Annotated in this window: 18 protein-coding genes; 5 read left to right on the top strand and 13 right to left on the bottom strand. The window is 61.4% G+C overall.

The window, feature by feature from the left end; all coding sequences use genetic code 11:
• The coding region (locus ACIP1X_RS23145; RefSeq protein WP_400755301.1) for a cation:dicarboxylate symporter family transporter at positions 1-733 on the top strand (733 nt) is incomplete at its 5' end.
• Between the two features lie 110 nt (positions 734-843).
• Here the strand turns inward: ACIP1X_RS23145 and ACIP1X_RS23150 are convergent.
• Positions 844-1356 (bottom strand): dihydrofolate reductase, encoded by a 513-nt coding sequence (locus ACIP1X_RS23150; protein WP_400755302.1) that lies wholly within the window; start codon positions 1354-1356, stop codon positions 844-846.
• Positions 1357-1441: 85 nt separating this feature from the next.
• Between ACIP1X_RS23150 and ACIP1X_RS23155 the strand changes: the two genes are divergently transcribed.
• Both ACIP1X_RS23155 and ACIP1X_RS23160 read left to right on the top strand, forming a co-directional pair.
• The gene (locus tag ACIP1X_RS23155) at positions 1442-2815 is read left to right on the top strand and encodes a DUF2868 domain-containing protein (protein WP_400755304.1); all 1374 of its coding nucleotides are present in this window, start codon (positions 1442-1444) and stop codon (positions 2813-2815) included.
• Positions 2808-4193 carry a GTPase/DUF3482 domain-containing protein gene (locus tag ACIP1X_RS23160; RefSeq protein ID WP_400755306.1) on the top strand — a complete coding sequence of 462 codons (1386 nt, stop codon included), beginning with the start codon at positions 2808-2810 and terminating at the stop codon, positions 4191-4193. Before ACIP1X_RS23155 ends, ACIP1X_RS23160 begins: the two co-directional genes overlap by 8 nt.
• A gap of 188 nt (positions 4194-4381) precedes the next feature.
• Here ACIP1X_RS23160 and ACIP1X_RS23165 read toward each other — a convergent pair whose 3' ends face one another.
• From ACIP1X_RS23165 to ACIP1X_RS23195, 7 genes are all read right to left on the bottom strand, one after another.
• Positions 4382-4942, bottom strand: a complete 561-nt coding sequence (locus tag ACIP1X_RS23165; protein ID WP_400755308.1) for a phosphonate degradation HD-domain oxygenase — start codon at positions 4940-4942, stop codon at positions 4382-4384.
• Positions 4942-6075, bottom strand: coding sequence for a TIGR03364 family FAD-dependent oxidoreductase (locus ACIP1X_RS23170; protein WP_400755309.1), 1134 nt, complete (start codon positions 6073-6075; stop codon positions 4942-4944). Before ACIP1X_RS23170 ends, ACIP1X_RS23165 begins: the two co-directional genes overlap by 1 nt.
• A gap of 180 nt (positions 6076-6255) precedes the next feature.
• Entirely contained in the window at positions 6256-7281 is a 1026-nt protein-coding gene (locus ACIP1X_RS23175) for a putative 2-aminoethylphosphonate ABC transporter substrate-binding protein (protein ID WP_053124777.1), read from the bottom strand.
• A 35-nt stretch (positions 7282-7316) separates the two neighbouring features.
• Positions 7317-9041 carry a putative 2-aminoethylphosphonate ABC transporter permease subunit gene (locus tag ACIP1X_RS23180; RefSeq protein ID WP_400755311.1) on the bottom strand — a complete coding sequence of 575 codons (1725 nt, stop codon included), beginning with the start codon at positions 9039-9041 and terminating at the stop codon, positions 7317-7319.
• On the bottom strand, positions 9041-10117 hold the full coding sequence (locus ACIP1X_RS23185; protein WP_400755313.1) for a putative 2-aminoethylphosphonate ABC transporter ATP-binding protein: 1077 nt from the start codon (positions 10115-10117) through the stop codon (positions 9041-9043). Before ACIP1X_RS23185 ends, ACIP1X_RS23180 begins: the two co-directional genes overlap by 1 nt.
• Positions 10118-10338: 221 nt before the next feature.
• Positions 10339-11202 (bottom strand): LysR family transcriptional regulator, encoded by an 864-nt coding sequence (locus tag ACIP1X_RS23190; RefSeq protein WP_122842395.1) that lies wholly within the window; start codon positions 11200-11202, stop codon positions 10339-10341.
• Positions 11203-11215: 13 nt separating this feature from the next.
• Entirely contained in the window at positions 11216-13525 is a 2310-nt protein-coding gene (locus ACIP1X_RS23195) for a heavy metal translocating P-type ATPase (RefSeq protein WP_400755315.1), read from the bottom strand.
• A gap of 84 nt (positions 13526-13609) precedes the next feature.
• Here ACIP1X_RS23195 and cadR point away from each other — a divergent pair, with 84 nt between their 5' ends.
• Positions 13610-14059 (top strand): Cd(II)/Pb(II)-responsive transcriptional regulator, encoded by a 450-nt coding sequence (gene cadR, locus ACIP1X_RS23200; RefSeq protein ID WP_053124784.1) that lies wholly within the window; start codon positions 13610-13612, stop codon positions 14057-14059.
• 104 nt (positions 14060-14163) lie between these two features.
• Here cadR and ACIP1X_RS23205 read toward each other — a convergent pair whose 3' ends face one another.
• From ACIP1X_RS23205 to ACIP1X_RS23220, 4 genes are all read right to left on the bottom strand, one after another.
• Complete coding sequence (locus tag ACIP1X_RS23205; RefSeq protein ID WP_400755317.1) at positions 14164-14994, bottom strand: hypothetical protein; 831 nt, start codon at positions 14992-14994, stop codon at positions 14164-14166.
• A 219-nt stretch (positions 14995-15213) separates the two neighbouring features.
• Positions 15214-16185 carry a thymidylate synthase gene (locus tag ACIP1X_RS23210; RefSeq protein ID WP_400755319.1) on the bottom strand — a complete coding sequence of 324 codons (972 nt, stop codon included), beginning with the start codon at positions 16183-16185 and terminating at the stop codon, positions 15214-15216.
• Positions 16186-16235: 50 nt separating this feature from the next.
• Positions 16236-17051, bottom strand: coding sequence for a prolipoprotein diacylglyceryl transferase (gene lgt / locus ACIP1X_RS23215; RefSeq protein WP_007913003.1), 816 nt, complete (start codon positions 17049-17051; stop codon positions 16236-16238).
• 79 nt (positions 17052-17130) lie between these two features.
• Entirely contained in the window at positions 17131-17913 is a 783-nt protein-coding gene (locus ACIP1X_RS23220; RefSeq protein ID WP_159811909.1) for a sulfite exporter TauE/SafE family protein, read from the bottom strand.
• A 130-nt stretch (positions 17914-18043) separates the two neighbouring features.
• Here ACIP1X_RS23220 and ACIP1X_RS23225 point away from each other — a divergent pair, with 130 nt between their 5' ends.
• Entirely contained in the window at positions 18044-18790 is a 747-nt protein-coding gene (locus tag ACIP1X_RS23225; RefSeq protein ID WP_400755320.1) for an NRDE family protein, read from the top strand.
• A gap of 275 nt (positions 18791-19065) precedes the next feature.
• Here ACIP1X_RS23225 and ptsP read toward each other — a convergent pair.
• On the bottom strand, positions 19066-21225 hold a 2160-nt coding region (gene ptsP / locus ACIP1X_RS23230; protein WP_400755322.1), incomplete at its 5' end, for a phosphoenolpyruvate--protein phosphotransferase.

The following is a 21225-nucleotide window of genomic DNA, read 5'->3' on the forward strand; positions in this document are numbered from 1 at the left end:
CACCCTGCAAGCCTGGGTGATGCGTCTGGTGCGTCTGGTGATGAAGCTGACCCCGTACGGCGTGCTGGCGCTGATGACCAAAGTGGTCGCCGGTTCCAACCTGCAGGACATCATCAAACTCGGCAGTTTTGTCGTGGTGTCGTATCTGGGTCTGGGCCTGATGTTTGTCGTACACGGTTTGCTGGTGTCAGCGGCGGGGATCAATCCGCTGCGTTTCTTCCGCAAGATCTGGCCGGTGCTGACGTTCGCGTTCACCAGCCGTTCGAGCGCGGCAAGCATTCCACTGAGCATTGAAGCGCAGACGCGTCGTCTGGGGATTCCGCAGTCGGTGGCGAGTTTTGCCGCATCGTTCGGTGCGACGATTGGCCAAAACGGTTGCGCGGGGCTGTACCCGGCGATGTTGGCGGTGATGGTTGCGCCGACTGTGGGCATCAACCCGCTGGATCCGCTGTGGATCGCGACGCTGGTGGCGATTGTGACGCTGAGCTCGGCCGGTGTGGCCGGTGTCGGTGGCGGCGCGACGTTCGCGGCGCTGATCGTGCTGCCGGCGATGGGCTTGCCGGTGTCACTGGTGGCGTTGCTGATTTCGGTTGAACCGCTGATTGATATGGGGCGTACGGCGTTGAACGTGAGCGGTTCGATTACGGCGGGTGCTATTACCAGTCAGGTGATGCAACAGACTGATAAAGAACTGCTGGATGCTGATGAGCATGCGGAGTTGGCGCAGGCTTAACTGCAACACATACTTGTGGCGAGGGGATTTATCCCCGTTGGGTTGCGTAGCGACCCCATTATTTTGGGGCTGCTGCGCAACCCAACGGGGATAAATCCCCTCGCCACAATTTAGGCTTTTTCCCAGACTTCGAAGTTGTACGCCGGCTTATCTTCAACCGCCGGGTTTTCAACGTTGGAAACCAGCTTCCACTGCTCCGAATCAAACTCCGGAAACCACGCATCCCCTTCCGGGCTCAACGCCACGCGAGTCAGATACAGACGATCCGCCTGCGCCAGCCCTTGCGCGTACAACTGCGCGCCACCAATCAGCATCAGCTCATCAACGCCCTGCTCTTTCGCCCATTCTTCGGCGCGAACCACCGCTGCTTCCAGCGACGGATACACCTCGGCACCTTCCAGCACCAGATCGGCCTGACGGCTGACTACGATGTTCAAGCGCCCCGGCAGCGGTCGGCCGAGCGAATCCCAGGTCTTGCGACCCATGATGATCGGCTTGCCCAAGGTCGTGGCCTTGAAGTATTTGAAGTCCCCCGGCAGGTGCCAGGGCATGCTGTTGTCGACGCCGATCACGCGGTTTTCACCGAGGGCTGCGATCAGGCTGAGGGGGAGTGATTTAGTCATGCCGGCGAGGATACCAGAGCCGCGCTTACCCCGATAAGCGCCACAGCGGTTATGCTCAGCGCTGGATTAAGCGACGGGATGCCGCGTGACTGAACTGACTCCACTGCAAAACCTCTGGCTCACCGAAACCGTGCGCCTGCGCGAAGAACACGCAGGCCCGCTGGAAGATATGGAAGCCAATCGACTGGCGCGCGCGGCCGGCGGCGATCTGCCGAGCCGCATTCAGCGCCGCGCGTTATGGCTGGCCGAACGTGACGGGTTGACGGCAGCACTTAAACACTGGCTGCAAGGCGCGCGTCTGGCGCTGGTGTTGCTGATGATCTTCGCGGCGCTGAGCGGCGCCGGTCTGGCCTTCGCCGCACTCGGCCAGACGCCGGTCAATGTGTTCTGGGCCTTGGGCAGTCTGCTCGGGCTGAACCTGATTCTGCTGCTGAGCTGGTTGCTGGGCTTGATCTTTGCCGGCGAACACGGCGCCACGCTCGGGCGATTGTGGTTATGGCTCAGCGAAAAAATGGCCCGCGACGCCAAAGCCGCGCAACTGGCGCCCGCCCTGCTGCTGATGCTGCAACGCAAGAAACTCAATCGCTGGGCGCTCGGTACGCTGGTCAACGGATTGTGGTTGCTGGCGATACTCAGCTCGCTGATTCTGCTGCTGACGCTGATGGCGACCCGGCGCTACGGCTTCGTCTGGGAAACCACGATTCTCAGCGCCGACACCTTTATCCATGTCACCCACGCGCTGGGGTATCTACCGTCGCTGCTCGGTTTCAACGTGCCGACGGTGGAGATGATCCGCGCCAGCGGCGACGGTGCGCTCGACATCGAAAGCGCCCGTCAGGCTTGGGCGACCTGGCTGGTTGGCGTTTTGGTGGTGTACGGCGTGCTGCCGCGTCTGCTGCTGACGCTGTTGTGTTTCTGGCGCTGGAACAGCGGCAAAGCCGCGCTGCGTCTGGACTTGAACCTGCCCGGCTACGCGCAATTGCGCGAACGTCTGATGCCGACCAGCGAACGCCTCGGCGTCAATGATCCGGAGCCTGCACAACTGCATCGAGTCGAAAGCAGCGTCGGCGAACTCGCCAGCGAAGGTGCGTTGCTGGTCGCCATCGAACTCGACGAACAACGCCCATGGCCGCCCGCGCTGCCGAAAAATGTCAGCAATGCTGGCATCCTCGACAGCCGCGAATCACGCCATAAACTTCTCGAACAACTCAGTCGCTTCCCGCCGGCACGTCTGGCGATTGCCTGCGACCCACGGCGTTCACCGGATCGTGGCAGCCTCGCCTTGATCGCCGAACTGGCGCGCAACGCTGGAGAAACCCGCGTCTGGCTGCTGCAAGCGCCGCCCGGTGAAGCGCTGGATGCCGAACGCCTCGGCGACTGGCACATCGCGCTGCAACAGCTTGATCTGCAGTTTGCCGATTGCGCGCCGTTGAACTGGCTGGAGACTGGCCATGACTGATGCCTGGAAAGCGCCGCTGAAACTCGCGGTGGTCGGCCACACCAACGTCGGTAAAACCTCGCTGCTGCGTACGCTGACCCGCGATGTCGGTTTCGGCGAAGTCTCCCATCGCCCGAGCACCACGCGGCATGTCGAAGGCGCGCGGTTGTCGGTGGACGGCGAGCCGTTGCTCGACCTCTACGACACGCCGGGACTGGAAGATGCCATCGCCCTGCTGGATTTTCTCGAACGTCTGGAACGCCCCGGCGAACGCCTCGATGGCCCGGCGCGGCTGGCGCGGTTTCTCGACGGCAGCGAGGCGCGCCAGCGTTTCGAGCAGGAGGCGAAAGTGCTGCGGCAACTGCTCGCCTCCGACGCCGGGTTGTACGTGATCGATGCCCGTGAACCGGTGCTGGCCAAGTACCGCGATGAACTGAAAGTGCTCGCCAGTTGCGGCAAACCGCTGCTGCCGGTGCTGAATTTTGTCAGCAGCGCCAACCATCGCGAGCCGGATTGGCGCGAGGCGCTGGCGCGGCTCGGGCTGCATGCGTTGGTGCGTTTCGACAGCGTGGCGCCGCCTGAAGATGGCGAGCGGCGGCTGTATGAAAGCCTCGCGCTGCTGCTGGAAAGTGCTCGTCCGCAACTGGAACGGTTGATTGCTGATCAACAGGCTCAGCGCCTGGCGCGTCAGCAAAGTGCGGCGCGGTTGATTGCTGAATTGTTGATCGATTGCGCTGCTTGTCGGCGCCGTGTGGTCAGCGAAGCGGAGCAGGAACAGCAAGCCATCAGCGAACTGCGCAAGGCTGTCCGTCAGCGCGAGCAGAAGTGTGTTGAGGCGTTGCTCAAGCTGTATGCGTTTCGTCCGCAGGATGCGGCGGCGAGTGATTTGCCGTTGCTCGATGGGCGTTGGGGTGATGATCTGTTCAACCCGGAAACCTTGAAGCAACTCGGTGTGCACGTGGGTGGCGGTATTGCTGCGGGTGCGGCGGCGGGGGCTGGTGTGGATTTGCTGGTTGGCGGGATTACCCTTGGCGCAGCGGCGTTGGCGGGGGCGATTGCCGGGGGTGTGCTGCAGACGGCGCGCAGTTATGGCAGTCGCTTGCTGGGCAAGATTAAAGGGCAGCGTGAGTTGACGGTGGATGACGGGGTATTGCGGCTGTTGGCGCTGCGCCAGCGGCAGTTGGTGTTGGCGCTGGATCAGCGTGGGCATGCGGCGATGGATGCGGTTCAGGTGGCTACTCCGCAGGATAAAACCTGGCGTGAGGGCAAGTTGCCGGAGGCGCTGAACAAGGCGCGGGCGCATCCGCAGTGGTCGTCGCTCAATTCGCAGGCGAAGTTGAATCAGGCGGAAAGGCAGGAGCAGATTGAGGCGTTGGTTGATCGGGTGCTTGAGCTGTAGATCGCTACCCCCTCACCCCAGCCCTCCCGAAACGTCGGACCGCCCCCAAGGGGTAGAGGGGGAAGGGAGCAGATCTCCAGGCTTTTCAAAACCTGAGTTCGGCTGGATATTTCAGGTCGATGTATCACCTGAGAACAACTCCGTAGGCTCCCTCTCCCTCCGGGAGAGGGCTGGGGTGAGGGCGACAATCACCCTGCCGACAACAAAACCTCAGCCTTGCGCTTGAGCACCGCCAAATCCATCACCGGCACCGCCATCTCCTTGGCCAACTCATCCCACTGCCGCATCCGCAAACTGACCGCACACAACGGATCCCGCTCAAACACATCCGCCTCCGCCTCCGTCATCACCCCGCCCTGATACTCCAGCGTCCGCCGGCTCGCCTCACTCAACCGCTCGAAATACCCCGGCTCACGCAGCGTCAGATACCGCTTGGCCTGCACGTGATATTCCACCAGCCGCGCCAGCCGCTCACTGAAACCGGCCTCGCGCAAATAATCCGCACCCAGCCGTTCATGGCTGACCACGCCATACCCGCCCATGTTCTCCGCGCCTTCGGCACACAAATGGCCGATGTCATGGAAGAACGCCGCCAGCACCACTTCATCATCAAAACCTTCGGCGATCGCCAGTTCGGCGGCCTGGGACATGTGCTCGATCTGTGACACCGGTTCGCCGATGTAATCGCTGGTGCCAAAACGCTCATACAGCGCGAATACCGTGGCGACGGTTTTTTCGTGACCTGTCATCAAATTTCCTCCAACAACTGTGCAACGTTGCGTTCGGCCATCGCCGGGCCGACGCTCATGCCGACGCCGGTGTGCATCAGCGCCACACTCAACCCCGCTGCCGGGCGCAGCAACGAAAACGGTCCCGGCCCCCGAGAACCATAGACGCCCTGCCAGCGCTCGACCACTTGCACCTTGCAGCCCAGTGTTTGCTCGGCCAGCTCGATCATCCAGTTGTCCACTTGCTCGGCATTGAACGGTGAAGCGTCGCTGCCGTAATGGTGCGAGTCGCCGATGATCAGTTCGCCGTACGGCGTCGGGCTGATCAGCAGGTGGATGCCGTTGTCGTGCAGGTGCGGTTGTTCACGCAGGATCTGCGCCTGCACCGCCGCCGCTTCCGGCAGATCGGCGAAGGCGCCGTAGTGCACGCAGCTGAGGCCGGTGAGCAAGGCGTGTTGCAGATTCAGCTCGGTCGCAGGTTTGGCGCGGAGCATTTGCAGACGGCAGATTTGCGGGTCGAGCGCGGCGATTGGTTCGGCCAGCAAGGTCTGATAATCGTGGCCGGAGCAGACGATGATCTGCTTCGCGGTAAACGTGCCGGCAGTGCTGTGCAGGCGACCGGGTTCTACGTCGCGCACCAGTGTGGAGAAGTGGAACTCGACGCCGAGGTCGCGGCGCAGGTAGTCGATCAATGCCGGAATCGCTTCGCGAGAGTAAAGCTGTTGATCGTCGAGGCCATGAAGCGCGGCGCGGTGATGGCTGAACTGGCCGTTGTAGAGATCGCGCAGGGCGGCGCCGCGCAGCAGGTCAACGTTGTAGCCGTGTTCCACCGCGCGGCCGGCGCAGAAGGTGTCGAGCAGGTGTTCTTCGGCTTCGGTTCTGGCGAATAGATACGAACCGTTGCGCTTGATTTGCAGCCCGGCGAGTTGCGCCCAGTCGCCCCAGATTTCGCGGCTGGCCTTGGCCAGTGCGAGCATTGGGCCGGGTGGCTGGCCGGTGACCAGGGCCTGGCCGAAGTTGCGCACCGAGGCGCCGAGGGGCGTGGCGGTGCGCTCGAAAACGGCGACTTTGAGGCCGCGTTTGGCGGCGGCGTAGGCGTGGGACAGGCCCAGAATGCCGGCGCCGACGATGAGCAGGTCTTTGTGGTGTTTCATGAGGCTACCTCGATGATCGTTCCCACGCTCCGCGTGGGAATGCAGCCAAGGACGCTCTGCGTCCATAGTGACGCGGAGCGTCACGGGATTCATTCCCACGCGGAGCGTGGGAACGATCAGCACAGGTTCCCCTGTAGGAGTGAGCCTGCTCGCGATCAGGCCCGGTCAGACTACGAAGATTTACTTGGCAGCCACTTTCTCGGACTTGCCGTCATAACGCTTGCGCCACTCAGTCAGGATCTCGTCGCGATTCTTCGAGGCCCAGGCAAAGTCGTTCTTGATCAAACGCTGCTCATAATCCGCCGGCAATTCGGTCTGCGGCTTGGCGATCCCCGGCTGCGCAAGAACAGCGAAGTTCTCTTTATACAGATCCATCGCCTCAGCACTCGCCGAGAAGTCCGCCAGTTTCTTCGCCGCTTCTTCATGCGGCGTGCCTTTGATCACGGCAGTCGCTTCGATCTCCCAGCCCAGACCTTCTTTCGGCAGGATGATGTCCAGCGGCGCGCCCTGACGCTTCAGCTGTACCGCCGGGTATTCAAAGGAAATCCCGATCGGAAACTCGCCCGCCGCTGCCAGTTTGCAAGGCTTGGAACCGGAGTGAACGTACTGGCCGATGTTCTGGTGCAGGCCATCCATGTACGCCCAGCCCTGCTTCTCGCCGAAGGTTTGCAGCCAGGCGCTGACGTCGAGGAAACCGGTGCCGGACGACGCCGGGTTCGGCATAACAATCTTGCCCTTGTACTCAGGCTTGGTCAGATCCTGCCAGCTCACTGGCTTGGTCAAACCCTGCTTCTCGGCTTCGACAGTGTTGAAGCAGATGGTCGCAGCCCAAACGTCCATGCCGACCCAGGCTGGCGGGTTGGCGGCGTCGCGGTAGTTCGCGCCGATCTTGCCGAGATCCTTCGGCGCGTAGCTTTGCAGCATGCCTTGCTGGTCGAGGATCGCCAGGCTCGAAGCCGCGAGGCCCCACACCGCGTCAGCCTGCGGGCGAGCCTTTTCGGCGAGCAGTTTGGCGGTGATGATCCCGGTGGAATCACGCACCCATTTGATCTCGACGTCCGGGTTGGCTTTTTCGAACGCTTCTTTGTAGGACTTCAGTTGCTCGGCTTCGAGGGCGGTGTACACCGTCAACTCGGTTTTTGCCGCGAAGGCATTCAGGCTGAAAGTAGCGAGCACAGCAGCGGCCAGGGCCAAAGGCTTGAACATGATCGGTATCCTGTCTTTTGAGTTGAGGGTGTGAATCAGTGACCGGGCGCGGTTTGCCGCCAGGCTTGAGAACGGCGCAGCAAGCCGCGCGACGCCCACGCCAGCAGCAAGGACACGCCCGCCGAGGTGAACAGAATCAGGGTCGACATCGCCGCCGCACCGCCGACGTTGCCGGCGTCATCCATGTTCAGCACCGCGACTGCCGCGAGGATGGTGTCGGGGCTGTAGAGGAAGATCGCGGCAGAAACCGTGGTCATCGCCGAGACGAACAGGTAGCGCACAATGTCCAGCAGCGCCGGCAGGCAGATCGGCACGGTGACGCGCAGGTAATGCCGGTACAGCGGCGCCTTCAGCGACAGCGCAGCGGCTTCGAACTCGGCGTCGAGTTGGCGCAATGCAGTGGTCGCGGTCATTTGGGCGGTGGTCAGGTAGTGCGCAATGGTGCAGACGATCAGCAGCGTCATCGTCCCGTACAGCACGTGCAGCGGGTTACCCGTGAGGTTGAAGAAGAAGACGTAACCCAGACCGAGCACCAGCCCCGGCACCGCCATCGGCACAAAGCTAAGCATGCGCAACGCCAGGTTGAGGCCGCGCTGATCGCGGGTTTTCTCCATCAGATAAGCACCGGTGAAAATCAGCACGCTGCCGATCAACGCCGTGCCCAGCGCCATTTTCAAACTGTTGCTGTAAGCCAGCCAGCCACCGCCAGCGGTTTCGTTGAACTGGTAATGGTTGAGCGACAGCGACAGGTTGTACGGCCAGAACTTAACCAGCGACGAAAACACCGCCATACCGAACACCAGGATCAACGCCGCGCTGATCAGCAGAACAATCGCCAGATAGCAGCCATCGCGCAGTTTCGACGGTGCCGGTTTGAACACTTGAGCGCGACCGCTCATGGAGTCGCCATGACGCCGACGCAGCCAGGCATCGACGCCGAAGCTGAACAGCGCCGGCAGCAACAGCACCATGCCGATCAACGCACCGCGACCGAATTGTTGTTGGCCGACCACGGCTTTGTAGGCTTCCAGCGCCAGCACTTGATAGTCGCCACCGACCACCACCGGCACACCGAAATCGGTGATGGTCAGGGTGAACACCAGACAGAACGCAGCGAACACGGCCTGGCGAGTTGCCGGCCAAGTAATGCTGCGAAACGCTTTGGCCGGACTGGCGCCCATGCTCGACGCGGCATCGAACAGCCGCGCATCGGCCAGCGACAATGCCGAGAGCAGAATCATCAGCGCATGCGGGAAGGTGTAAATCACCTCACCCAGCACAATCCCCCAGAACCCGTAGATGTTGTCCGAGAGCAGTCCGCGCAACATGCCCTGGTTGCCGAACAGATAAACCAGTGCAATCCCCGGCAGCATCGACGGCGCCATCAGCGGCAACAAGGAAATCCCGCGCCAGATGCCCTTCGCCGGAATCATCGTGCGTTGCAGCGCGTAGGCAAACAGGTAGGCCAGCGGTACGACGATGGCCGCAACGCTGAGGGACACTTTCAGGCTGTTGCCGAGCAGCCAGTGGAAATTCTCGCTGCTCACCAGCTCTTTCGCCGCGAGCCAGCCACCGCCCTGCCCGGCTTCATTGCTGAAGCCACGCCAGAAGATCGCCAGCAACGGCAGCAACACCGCGATACTGAGCAGGACCAACAGGAGCAATTTGCCGCCGACGACAAAAATACGGTCGCCGATCTCGGCTTTCGAGGACTGTCGCACCTGCTTGTGCGGTAGCGGCAGCGCGAGGTTGCTGTTCATCAGGCAAACACCTGCAGGCTGCGCGGCGGCAAGGCGACCATGATTTGCTGGGCGCCGAGGCGCGGCATGGCTTCCGGCGCGAGTTCGGCGAGCAAGGCGTGGCCAGGCAATTGATCGAGTTCGAAGCTCATGCGACAGCGGTTGCCGAGGAAGGTGATTTCGCGAACTTTGGCCGGGAACAGGTTCTCTTCGTGCACCGGCGGGTTGACGTTGATCGCTTCCGGGCGGCAGAACAAACGGCCCGAGGCGCGCTGAACGCTGCCATCGCTGAGGCGCAGGTTCATCCCGCCGACCTGCGCGTGAGTGTCGCTGCTGCGCTGGAACGGCAGCCAGTTGCCCTGGCCGACAAACTCGGCCACGAACGGTGTGGCCGGGCGGTTGTAGATTTCCTGCGGGGTGGCGTATTGCTCGACGCGGCCGTTATTCATCACGGCGATGCGGTCGGCCATCAGCATGGCTTCGTCCTGATTGTGCGTGACCATCAGGGTGGTGATGCCGAGGTTGCGTTGCAGTTGGCGCAGCTCGGTGCACAGATGCTCGCGGACGCGGGCGTCGAGGGCGGACATCGGTTCATCGAGCAACAGCAGCGAGGGAGCTGGTGCCAGAGCACGGGCCAGTGCGACACGCTGCTGTTGGCCGCCGGACAATTGGCCGGGGTATTTTTTTTCGCTGCCGATGAGGCCGACCAGTTCCAGCATCTGGCCGACACGCCGGCGCACTTCGTCGCGACCACTGCCGGCGAGGCCGTAGGCAATGTTCGCTTCGACGGTCAGATTGGGGAACAGCGCGTAGGACTGGAACAGAATGCCGTAGTCACGGGCCTGCGGGGCGAGGTGCGAGACGTCGCGGTCGCCGAGGTACAGCTCGCCGCTGTCCTGTTTCTCCAGACCGGCGATGCAGCGCAGCAACGTGGTTTTGCCGCAGCCCGACGGGCCGAGCAGGCACACCAGTTCACCGGCGGCGACGTCGAGGGAGACATTATCCAGCGCGGTGAACGCGCCGAAGCGTTTCTGCACGCCGCGCACTTTCATCGGCGCACCGGGGTTGGTCAGGGCAGTTGCGATGGCAGGATTCATGGACAGACCTCATCAAGCAGATGGGGCCAATCCTAGAGTTGTAATGCGTCCGTCATGTGGCAGTGAGGCAAAAACTGCTGATAGTGGTATTCGGGGATTTTGGTTCACCAGAGATCGTTCCCACGCTCTGCGTGGGAATGCCTCATCGGACGCTCCGCGTTCGGCTCTTGGGACGCAGAGCGTCCCGGGCTGCATTCCCACGCGGAGCGTGGGAACGATCATTACGCGGGGGACATTTCTTGGGCCAAGCCTAGGAACGCCGCGGGCAACCGCGCGCCCTTGCGCTCTTTCAGGCAATAAAGGTACTCAGGAATCTGCGGTGCATTCTCGATCGTCAGCACGCGCAATTGCGGATCATGCGGCACTTCCTGCCGGGCAATGATGCTGATGCCGATATTGCGCAACACCGCCTCCCGAATCGACTCACGGCTGCCAATCTCCAGCAACGGCCCGAAACTCACCCCGGCACTCGCCAGCAATTCTTCGGTCAACCGCCGCGTGGTCGAACCCGACTCACGCATCAACAACGTATGCCCGGCCAGCGCACTCAACGTCACATGCTCCTGCGCCGCCAGCGGATGATTGCGATGCACCGCCAGCACCAGCGGATCAGTCCCGAGCACCCGACGAATCAACCGCGCGTCATCCAGCAACTGCGATGACGCAGCGATATCCACCCGATAGTCCTCCAGCGCTTCCAGTACCTGCTGCGAGTTGCCGATTTCCACCGACACCTCCACCTGCGGCAGGCGCTCGCGAAAGGTCTTTACCAGATCGAGGATGTAATACGGCGCCGTGGCGGCGATGCGCAACGTGCCCTGCACCTGACCGCTGTTACGCAGGAAAAACTCGATATCGGCTTCCTGCTGCAACAACGTTTTAACCATCGGCAGCAACCGCGCGCCTTCGTCACTGACGCTCAGGCGCCGGCCGCCACGGTAGAACAGTTCCACCGAATACTGACTTTCCAGATTACGTATCTGCGTGGTCACGGTCGGTTGGCTGAGGCCGAGTTTTTTCGCCGCCAGCGTGATGCTGCCCAGGCGGGCGACCATGTAAAACGCTTTCAGCTCGGCACTCAGCACAACTCTTCCTCATCTATTTGCGCAGCAGGCGCAAACCGTTGAACACCACCAACAGGCTCACGCCCATGTCGGCGAACACCGCCATCCACATGGTGGCGAGTCCGGCGAAGGTTACCGCAAGAAAGATCGCTTTGATCACCAGCGCCAAGGCGATGTTCTGTTTCAGGATGCTGGCGGTGTTGCGCGACAGGCTGATGAAGGCCGGAATCTTGCGCAGATCGTCATCCATCAGGGCGACATCGGCGGTTTCGATCGCCGTGTCGGTGCCGGCCGCGGCCATGGCGAAACCGATCTCGGCGCGGGCCAGTGCTGGCGCGTCGTTGATGCCGTCGCCGACCATGCCCACACGATGGCCCTGCTTGTACAGATCTTCAATGGCTTGCAGTTTGTCGGTTGGCAGCAAATCACCGCGAGCCTCGTCGATGCCGACCTGCGCGGCAATCGCTTGGGCGGTGTGGACGTTGTCGCCGGTGAGCATCAGGGTTTTCACCCCGAGTTCATGCAACTGACGGATCGCTTCGCGGCTGGTTTCCTTGACGGTATCGGCCACGGCGAACAGCGCCAGCGGGCCGGAACTGTCGAGCAGCAGCACCACGGATTTACCCTGTTTCTCCAGTGCGAAGAGTTTTTCTTCCAGCGCTGGCGAGCACAGGCCGAGTTCTTCGACCAGACGATGGTTGCCCAAATGATAGGTCTGGCCGTTGATTTCGCCTTTGACACCACGCCCGCCCAGCGCTTCGAAGTTATCCACAATCAGCGCGGCGAAGTTTTTATCCACAGCGGCGTTGGCGATGGCCAGCGACACCGGGTGATCGGAGCGTCCGGCCAAAGCAGCGGCGATTGCCGGTGCCGTGGCATCGGCGGTTGGATCGAGGGAAAGGTAATCGGTCTGCACCGGTTTGCCATGGGTGATCGTGCCGGTTTTATCCAGCGCCAGATAATCGAGCTTGAAACCGCCCTCCAGGTACACACCGCCCTTGACCAGAATGCCTTTACGCGCCGCCGCGGCGAGGCCGCTGACGATGGTCACCGGGGTGGAAATCACCAGTGCACACGGGCACGCGACCACCAGCAACACCAGCGCGCGGTAGATCCAGTCGAACCACACAGCGCCCATGAACAGCGGCGGAATGATCGCCACGGCCAAGGCAAACACGAACACCACAGGCGTGTAGATTTTCGAGAATTGATCGACGAATCGTTGGGTCGGTGCGCGCGCGCCTTGGGCCTGTTCGACGGCGTGGATAATTCGCGCCAGCGTCGAGTTGTTCGCCGCAGCGGTGACCGCGTATTCCAGTGAACCAGCCTGATTGATGGTGCCGGCGAAGACTTTGTCGCCGACGGTTTTCTCGACCGGCAGGCTTTCCCCGGTGATCGGCGCCTGGTCGATGGTCGAGTTGCCGCTGAGCACTTCACCGTCCAGCGCAATGCGCTCGCCGGGCTTCACTCGCACACGGGCGCCGAGTTCGACGCTTTTCACGTCCTGTTCGACCCACGAACCGTCAGCCTGCAACACCGTGGCTTGCTCTGGCGTCATCTGCATCAGGCCGCTGATCGCATTGCGCGCACGGTCAAGCGAACGCGCTTCGATCAGCTCGGCGACGGTGAACAGGAACATCACCATCGCCGCTTCCGGCCACTGGCCGATGAGGATGGCACCGGTCACGGCGATGCTCATCAACGCGTTGATGTTGAGGTTGCGGTTCTTCAGGGCGATCCAGCCCTTTTTGTAGGTGGTCAGGCCACCGCTGAGAATCGACACCAGCGCGATAATCGCCACCACCCAAGTGGGTGCGGCGTTGGTGAAGTGGATGACTTCAGCGGCAAGCGCGCCGATGCCGGACAACGCCAGCGGCCACCAGTGTTTTTTCACTGGCGCCGGGGCCGGCGCATCGACGCCCGCCTCCAGCGGCTCGGCGTGCATGCCGAGGGATTTGATCGCTTCGGTGATCGGCTCGGTACCCGGCAGATTGTGGGTCACACCGAGTACGCGGTTGATCAGGTTGAATTCCAGTTGCTGCACGCCGGCGAGTTTGCCGAGCTTGTTCTGGATCAGCGTCTGCTCGGTCGGGCAGTCCATCGCCTCGATGCGGAAACTGCTCAGCCGCGCGTCGGCGGTGGTCTTTTCGCTCAGTTGCACCAACGCAGGCGCGGCGGCTGTCGACGAGCAGCAGGCGTCTTCGTGCGCATGAACCGGTGCCGGCGCTGCAACTTTCGACCCGCAGCAAGAATCGCCGCCCTGTGAATGCTTATGCACAGGCTGCAATTTATGACTGTGATCGTGGCCGTCGCCGGGCTTGTGGGTGTGCTGGGAATCGCTCATTGGTCGCGTCCATGAAGGTGCCTGTTGCCAAGTAAAGACCCTGTAGCCACTATAGGGTCAAGCACCCTTTTGGAGATTGCCGTCATGAAGATCGGAGAACTGGCCAAACTCACCGACTGCGCCGTGGAAACCATCCGCTACTACGAGCGCGAAAACCTCCTGCCGGAACCGGCCCGCAGCGACGGCAACTACCGCGTCTACACCCAGGCCCACGCCGAACGCCTGACCTTCATCCGCAACTGCCGCACCCTCGACATGACCCTCGAAGAAATCCGCAGCCTGCTGGCCATGCGTGACAGCCCGCAGGATCAGTGTGAAAGCGTGAACACGCTGATCGATGAACACATCCAACATGTGAAGGCACGGATTGATGGGTTACTGGCGTTGCAGACACAACTGCTCGACCTGCGCCAACGCTGTGGCGAAGGGCCGGGGGCCGAGCAATGCGGGATTTTGCAGCGCTTGGAGGTCAGCGGCGGAGTCGTCGCCACCGAAGTCGAACACTCCCACGTAGGCCGCAGCCACGGCCACTAAAGAACACCACAAAACCCCTGTAGGAGCTGCCGAAGGCTGCGATCTTTTGATTTTGCTGTTTATAAGATCAAAAGATCGCAGCCTTCGGCAGCTCCTACAGGGGTTCAGATCACCTCAAAACTCACTTCCGTGACGACGCCCGGGTTCCAGTAAAAATTCGGACTCAGCCGCGCCCCCAGATAAATCACGTATTGCACCGTCACCCTGCGCCCGACATGCGCCTGATAAACCTCAGGCGCGATGTGAAACGCCATCGTCTGCTTTGGATTAACCGCCAATCGACGCTGACGCTCGACCCAATGATCCGGCGATTGCGTCCAGAGAATTTCGATGCCGTAACAGGCGCGCAGGTTGTCAATCGGCTGCAGGCTTACGGTAACGCCATCCGGGAACGCGGCGGCTTCCAGCACGTCATTGGCCACGCCTTCCACCTCAAGCGCAGGCTTGCGGCCCAGCTCTGGGGCGACAAAGACTTTCTGCGCAGGTGAAGGTTTTGCACCTCCGGCTTGCGGAAGGTGAAAGAAAACCACCTCGACTTCGAGGCCTTCCAGGCGCTTGAGCTCGTTGTCCGGGATGGCAATCGGAATCCAATAATCCTTGCTGTTCACCACAACGTCTGCCGATTGAAACGAAGGGGTACCGTCCAATGCCAGCCACTCCGCGCGAAGCGTGTCGCCAATGATGATCTGCGGCGAGGTCGGGTCAGCCAGCGCATACGTCGAAGCGATGAACGGCGAACCCGGGCCAATGATTTCCAGCGGAATGACAGCGCCTTCGGGCTCGGTTTTGCCGAACTCGAAATAGCGGTTTTCCTTTGAGTAGAAGTAGGCGATCAGCGGCGCCTGTAATGCCGTTGCTGTCGCTGTCAGTACCGTCTCGGTCGAGAAACCGGAGCCCGCACTGCCGCCATCGAAAAACCCGCCTGTGTCTGCCATGACTGTTACCTCGCTTAGGAGGCCGTCAGCTAATCACGGGACGCGGCAGGTAGGCTACTGTCAGAAATGACAGTGGAAATACATAAATCCTGAGACTTCCACAAAACCAAATGTGGGAGCGAGCCTGCTCGCGAAAGCGGTGTATCAGTCGACATCTCTATGACTGACACGCCCTCTTCGCGAGCAGGCTCGCTCCCACAGGGTACTGCGTATTGTTTTTTAGACCGCCATTGGCGCGGTCATTGGCGCGTGGTGTTCGTAGCCTTCCAGCGAGAAATCACTCGGCTCGACCAGTTCCAGCCATTCCGGCTGGTACACGCCAGTCTTGGCAAACTCCGGCACGCGATCCGAGATTTTCAGTTTCGGCATGGCGAACGGCTCGCGCTTGAGCTGTTCGTTGAGCATGTCCAAATGGTTCTCGTAGACGTGCGCATCACCGATGAAATAGGTGAACCAGCGCGGCGTGTAGCCGGTCAGGCGACCGATCAGGCTCAGCAGCGCGGCGCCTTCGGTAAGGTTGAACGGCGTGCCCAGACCCAGATCGTTGGAACGGATGTAGAGGGTCAGGGAGATTTCCTTGGTCTCGACGTTCGGATGGAACTGGTACAGCAGGTGGCACGGCGGCAGGGCCATTTCATCCAGCTGAGCGACGTTCCAGCCGTGGAACAGAATGCGGCGGCTGCCCGGATCGTTGATGATCGTGTCGACGCACTGACGCACCTGGTCGATGGCTTTGTACAGCACCACGTAGGCCTGGCCGTCTTCTTCGCCTTGAGCGATTTGCTTGTAGCCGTTGCTCAAGGTTTGTTCGATGGCGGCGCTGTTGCTCAGCGGGATCTGCTTGTACGCCGGCCATTTGCGCCATTGCACGCCGTAGATTTCGCCGAGGTCGTCGTCGCCCTGACGGAACGGGTTGGCCAGCCACTGCGCGTTTTCGTTGGCGTTCTGATCCCAGACCTTGCAGCCCAGCGCGCGGAATTCAGCGGCGTTGTTGACGCCACGGAGAAACCCGCACATCTCGCCGATGGCCGATTTGAAGGCCATTTTGCGCGTGGTGATCGCCGGGAAACCTTCCTGCAGATCGAAACGCAGCATCGCACCCGGGAAGCTGATGGTGTTGATGCCGGTGCGGTTGGCCTGTTTGCTGCCGTTCTGAATGACGTGCGAGACCAGTTCGAGATATTGCTTCATGAGTTACCTGTGTCCTTTGAGCCCCGGCGTCGCGCGCCGGGGTTCGTAGTTTAAGCCGTCGGCGCGAGCGGTGCTGCCGGTGCGCGACGATAGGCCAGCCAGATCAGGAACAACCCGCCAACGATCATCGGTACGCAGAGCACTTGGCCCATGGTCAGCCAGTTCCAGGCCAGATAGCCCAGTTGCGCATCCGGCACGCGAACGAATTCGACGATGAAACGGAAGATGCCGTAGAACAGCGCGAACATGCCGGAAACGGCCATGGTCGGACGCGGCTTGCGCGAGAAAATCCACAGGATCAGGAACAGCGCCACGCCTTCGAGCGCGAACTGATACAGCTGCGATGGGTGACGCGGCAGTTGCGCCGGATCGCTGAATGGCGGGAAGACCATGGCCCACGGCACGTCGGTGGCTTTGCCCCACAACTCGGCGTTGATGAAGTTACCGATGCGCCCGGCGCCCAGACCGATCGGCACCATTGGCGCGACGAAGTCCATCAACTGGAAGAACGACTTGCCATTGCGCTTGCCGAACCACAACGCGGCCAGCATCACCCCGATGAAGCCGCCGTGAAACGACATGCCGCCCTTCCACACTTCGAAAATCAGCGTCGGGTTGGCCAGATAAGCGCTCAGATCGTAGAACAGCACATAGCCCAGACGTCCGCCGACGATCACGCCCATCGACATCCAGAAGACCATGTCGGAGAGTTTCTCCTTGGTCCAGGTCGGGTCGAAACGGTTGAGCCGGCGCGACGCCAGCAGCCACGCACCGCCAATGCCGATCAGGTACATCAGACCGTACCAGTGGATTTTCAGCGGACCGATGGCCAGGGCCACCGGGTCGATCTGCGGGTAAGGCAGCATTGCGACTCCTCGTTAGAGTTGAAACCAAAATTCCCGGGCGACGCTGCCACCTCAGGATTAAGCCAGGATTGCGACGCGGTTAAAGCAGGAAGCTCAAACCCACGCTGAACAGCAAAGCGGCGAACAGCCGTTTCAGCAAGCGCGGCGACAACCTGTGCGCCAATCGCGCGCCGATGCGGGCGAAAACCATGCTGGTCAGGGCGATGCCCAACAACGCCGGCAAATACACAAAACCGAGACTATGCGGCGGCAACAACGGATCGTGCCACCCCAGAATCATGAAACTTAAAGCACTGACCAAAGCGATCGGCAGACCGCAGGCCGATGACGTCGCCACCGCTTGCTGCATCGGCACACTGCGCCAGGTCAGGAACGGCACGGTCAGCGATCCGCCGCCAACGCCAAAAATCGCCGAGGCCCAACCGATCACACTGCCGGCCACGGTCAGACCGAATTTGCCCGGCACGGTTCGACTGGCCTTGGGTTTGACGTCCAGCGCCAACTGCACCGAGATCACCAACGCGAACACGCCGATGATCTTTTGCAGGTGCGGGCCGGAAATCGCTTCGGCCGTCACGGCACCGAAACCGGCGCCAAGCAGGATACCCACGGCCATCCACATGAAGATCGGCCAGCGCACTGCGCCTCGACGATGATGCTCACGCACGGCGTTGACCGAGGTGAAAATAATCGTCGCCAGCGACGTGCCGACTGCCAGATGCGTGAGGATCGACTGGTCGAAGCCCTGCAAGGTAAAACTGAACACCAGCACCGGGACAATAATGATCCCGCCGCCTACCCCGAACAGCCCGGCCAACACGCCAGCACAGGCGCCCAGCGCCAGATAGAGCAGAAATTCCATGTCCCTCTCCCAGACGCATCCCGAAAACCGGAGCGGCATGGTAACGGATGCATGGCCTTCGGCTCCACTTACGATGGATGCACGGGCGCTGGATGCGTAGAGTGAGCAAAAAACACACAAGGATCACCTTATGTGCCTGATTGTTTTCGCCTGGCGCCCGAGCCATGCCCAGCCGCTGATCGTCGCGGCTAACCGTGACGAATTCTACGCCCGACCGAGCCTGCCGCTGGCGCCATGGCCCGAAGCGCCGCACGTGCACGCGGGCCGTGATCTTGAGGCTGGGGGCACCTGGCTGGGGATTGGCGCTAATGGGCGCTTTGCGGCGCTGACCAATATTCGTGATCCGCAACAGCCGCCGGCGCGTAAATCGCGAGGGGAACTGGTGGCGCGGTTTCTGACCGGTGATCTGTCGATTGATGATTATTTGATCGATGTGGTTGGGCGCTCGGCGGAATATGCCGGGTTTAATCTGCTGCTCGGCAACAGCCATGAGTTGTGGCATTTCAATGCAAGGTTGTCGGAGCCGGTGATGTTGGCGGCTGGCGTCTATGGGTTATCCAATGCAGGGCTGGATACGCCGTGGCCGAAGTTGCTTAAAGCCAAGGCTGCACTGACTGCGGCGCTGGATGATCCGACGCCTGAGCGGTTGCTGGGGTTGTTGAGTGATGCGCAGGTTGCGCCGTCGGCTGAGCTGCCGGATACCGGGGTGGGGATGGCGACGGAGACTTTGTTGTCGAGTGTGTTTATTGCCAGCCAGAGTTATGGGACGCGGGCGAGTACGGCGTTGGTGGTGCAGGCGAATGGGACGCGGCGGATGGTCGAGCGGAGTTTTGGGCCGTATGGCGGGCATCTTGGGGAAGTTGAGGTTTGTGTCTAAGAGCAAACCCTCACCCCAGCCCTCTCCCAAAGGGAGAGGGGGCCGACCGAGGTGTCTTGGGCCATACATCGACCTGAAAGACCGAGTTGATTATGGATTCGCACAGCACCTTCGAGTCGGTGTGAATCGATTATGGATTCGGCAAAGCACCTTGAAGTCCGTGCGAATCGATTATGGATTCGGCACAGCACTTTCAGGTCGGCGTAAGTCTGCAGCATCCCCCAATCAGTCCCCTCTCCCTCCGGGAGAGGGTTAGGGTGAGGGGCTTTTGATCTTCAGAGAGCTTTGACCACCGCCGGCGGATTCATCTTCGACAACCCTAGGTTCTTCAGCGCCAATTGCAGCGAGCTGTGGATAACTTGCGGGTTGTCGATGGTCATCAGCTCCGCCAGCAAATCCTTGGCCTTGCTCAAATTCACCTGACGCAACATCCACTTCACCTTCGGCAAGTTGGTGGCGTTCATCGACAAACTGTCAAAACCCATAGCCATCAACAGCACCGCCGCCGCCGGATCACCGGCCATCTCGCCGCAGATACTTACCGGTTTGCCTTCCGCATGCGCATCACGCACCACGGTTTGCAGGGCTTGCAGCACCGCCGGATGCAGGTAATCGTAAAGATCGGCCACACGCGGGTTGTTACGGTCGACCGCCAGCAAATACTGGGTCAGGTCGTTGGAGCCGACGGACAGGAAGTCGACCATCCGCGCCAGTTCCTTGGTCTGATAAACCGCCGCCGGGATCTCGATCATCACGCCAATCGGCGGCATCGGCACGTCGGTGCCTTCGTCGCGCACTTCGCCCCAAGCCCGATGGATCAGGTGCAGGGCTTCTTCGAGTTCATGGGTGCCGGAGATCATCGGCAGCAGAATCCGCAGGTTGTTCAGGCCTTCGCTGGCCTTGAGCATCGCGCGGGTCTGCACCAGGAAGATTTCCGGGTGGTCGAGGGTGACGCGGATGCCGCGCCAGCCGAGGAACGGGTTGTCTTCCTTGATCGGGAAATACGACAGCGACTTGTCACCGCCGATGTCGAGGCTGCGCATGGTCACCGGTTGCGGGTGGAACGCGGCGAGCTGCTCGCGGTAGATCGCCAGTTGTTCCTTTTCGCTCGGGAAACGCTGGTTGATCATGAACGGCACTTCGGTGCGGTACAGGCCGACACCTTCGGCGCCACGCTTCTGCGCCCGCGCCACATCGGCGAGCAGACCGGTGTTGACCCACAGCGGCATGCGGTGGCCGTCGAGGGTCACGCACGGCAGGTCGCGCAGGGTATCGAGGCCCAGCGCCAGTTGTTTCTCTTCTTCGACGACTTCGGCGAACTGCTTGCGCAACACTTCGCTCGGGTTGGTGTAAACCTCGCCGCGCGTGCCGTCGACGATCATTTCGATGCCGTCGACCTTGGCGTACGGCAGATCGACCAGACCCATCACCGTCGGAATGCCCATCGCCCGGGCAAGGATCGCCACGTGCGAGTTACCCGAACCGAGTACCGAAACCAGACCGACCAGCGTGCCTTCCGGCACCTCGCCGAGCATTGCCGGCGTCAGTTCTTCGCTGACCAGAATGGTTTTTTCCGGGTAGACCAGGTTCTGCTGACGCTCTTCCTGCAAATACGCGAGCAGACGGCGACCGAGGTCTTTGACGTCCGAGGCACGCTCACGCAGGTAGGCGTCGTCCATCAGTTCGAAACGGTTGACGTGTTCCGTGACCACCTGACGCAGCGCGCCCTGGGCCCATTGGCCGGTCTTGATCACGGTGGTGATTTCGCTGCCCAGCGAGGCATCGTCGAGCATCATCAGGTAGACGTCGAACAGCGCGCGCTCTTCCGGGCGCAGCTGCGTCGCGAGTTTGGCGGACAACGCGCGCATGTCGGCGCGCACGCCTTCGATGGCGGTCTTGAACAGCGCCAGCTCAGCGTCGATGTCAGTAATGTTTTTATCGGGCACCACGTCGAGATCGGCCGGCGGCAGCATGACCACCGCAGTACCGACCGCCGCACCCGGTGAACCCGGCACGCCGACGAACTTGGCTTCCTGAATGCCCTTGCCCTGACGGCCCAAGCCGCGGATCGAACCCGTGGCCTCGGCGTGGGCGATAACGCCGGCGAGCTGCGCGCTCATGGTCACGAGGAAGGCTTCTTCACCTTCATCGAACTGGCGGCGTTCTTTTTGCTGGATGACCAACACGCCGACGACGCGGCGGTGGTGAATGATCGGTGCACCGAGGAACGAGGCGTAACGCTCTTCACCGGTTTCGGCGAAGTAGCGGTAGCGCGGGTGAACAGACGCGTTTTCGAGGTTCAGGGGTTCTTCACGCGTGCCGACCAGACCGACCAGACCTTCGTTGGGTGCCATGCTGACCTTGCCGATCGAGCGCTTGTTCAAGCCCTCGGTGGCCATCAGGACGAAGCGGTTGGTCTCGGGATCTAGCAGGTA

It is taken from the genome of Pseudomonas sp. NPDC088885, assembly GCF_044750025.1.
Classification (GTDB): Bacteria; Pseudomonadota; Gammaproteobacteria; order Pseudomonadales; family Pseudomonadaceae; genus Aquipseudomonas; species Aquipseudomonas rustica.

Coding starts and splice junctions, on each gene's coding strand:
- ACIP1X_RS23150 (WP_400755302.1), bottom strand. CDS start 1,356: ATGACTAAATCACTCCCCCTCAGCCTGATCGCAGCCCTCGGTGAAAAC.
- ACIP1X_RS23160 (WP_400755306.1), top strand. CDS start 2,808: ATGACTGATGCCTGGAAAGCGCCGCTGAAACTCGCGGTGGTCGGCCAC.
- ACIP1X_RS23165 (WP_400755308.1), bottom strand. CDS start 4,942: ATGACAGGTCACGAAAAAACCGTCGCCACGGTATTCGCGCTGTATGAG.
- ACIP1X_RS23170 (WP_400755309.1), bottom strand. CDS start 6,075: ATGAAACACCACAAAGACCTGCTCATCGTCGGCGCCGGCATTCTGGGC.
- ACIP1X_RS23175 (WP_053124777.1), bottom strand. CDS start 7,281: ATGTTCAAGCCTTTGGCCCTGGCCGCTGCTGTGCTCGCTACTTTCAGC.
- ACIP1X_RS23180 (WP_400755311.1), bottom strand. CDS start 9,041: ATGAACAGCAACCTCGCGCTGCCGCTACCGCACAAGCAGGTGCGACAG.
- ACIP1X_RS23185 (WP_400755313.1), bottom strand. CDS start 10,117: ATGAATCCTGCCATCGCAACTGCCCTGACCAACCCCGGTGCGCCGATG.
- ACIP1X_RS23195 (WP_400755315.1), bottom strand. CDS start 13,525: ATGAGCGATTCCCAGCACACCCACAAGCCCGGCGACGGCCACGATCAC.
- cadR (WP_053124784.1), top strand. CDS start 13,610: ATGAAGATCGGAGAACTGGCCAAACTCACCGACTGCGCCGTGGAAACC.
- ACIP1X_RS23205 (WP_400755317.1), bottom strand. CDS start 14,994: ATGGCAGACACAGGCGGGTTTTTCGATGGCGGCAGTGCGGGCTCCGGT.
- ACIP1X_RS23210 (WP_400755319.1), bottom strand. CDS start 16,185: ATGAAGCAATATCTCGAACTGGTCTCGCACGTCATTCAGAACGGCAGC.
- lgt (WP_007913003.1), bottom strand. CDS start 17,051: ATGCTGCCTTACCCGCAGATCGACCCGGTGGCCCTGGCCATCGGTCCG.
- ACIP1X_RS23220 (WP_159811909.1), bottom strand. CDS start 17,913: ATGGAATTTCTGCTCTATCTGGCGCTGGGCGCCTGTGCTGGCGTGTTG.
- ACIP1X_RS23225 (WP_400755320.1), top strand. CDS start 18,044: ATGTGCCTGATTGTTTTCGCCTGGCGCCCGAGCCATGCCCAGCCGCTG.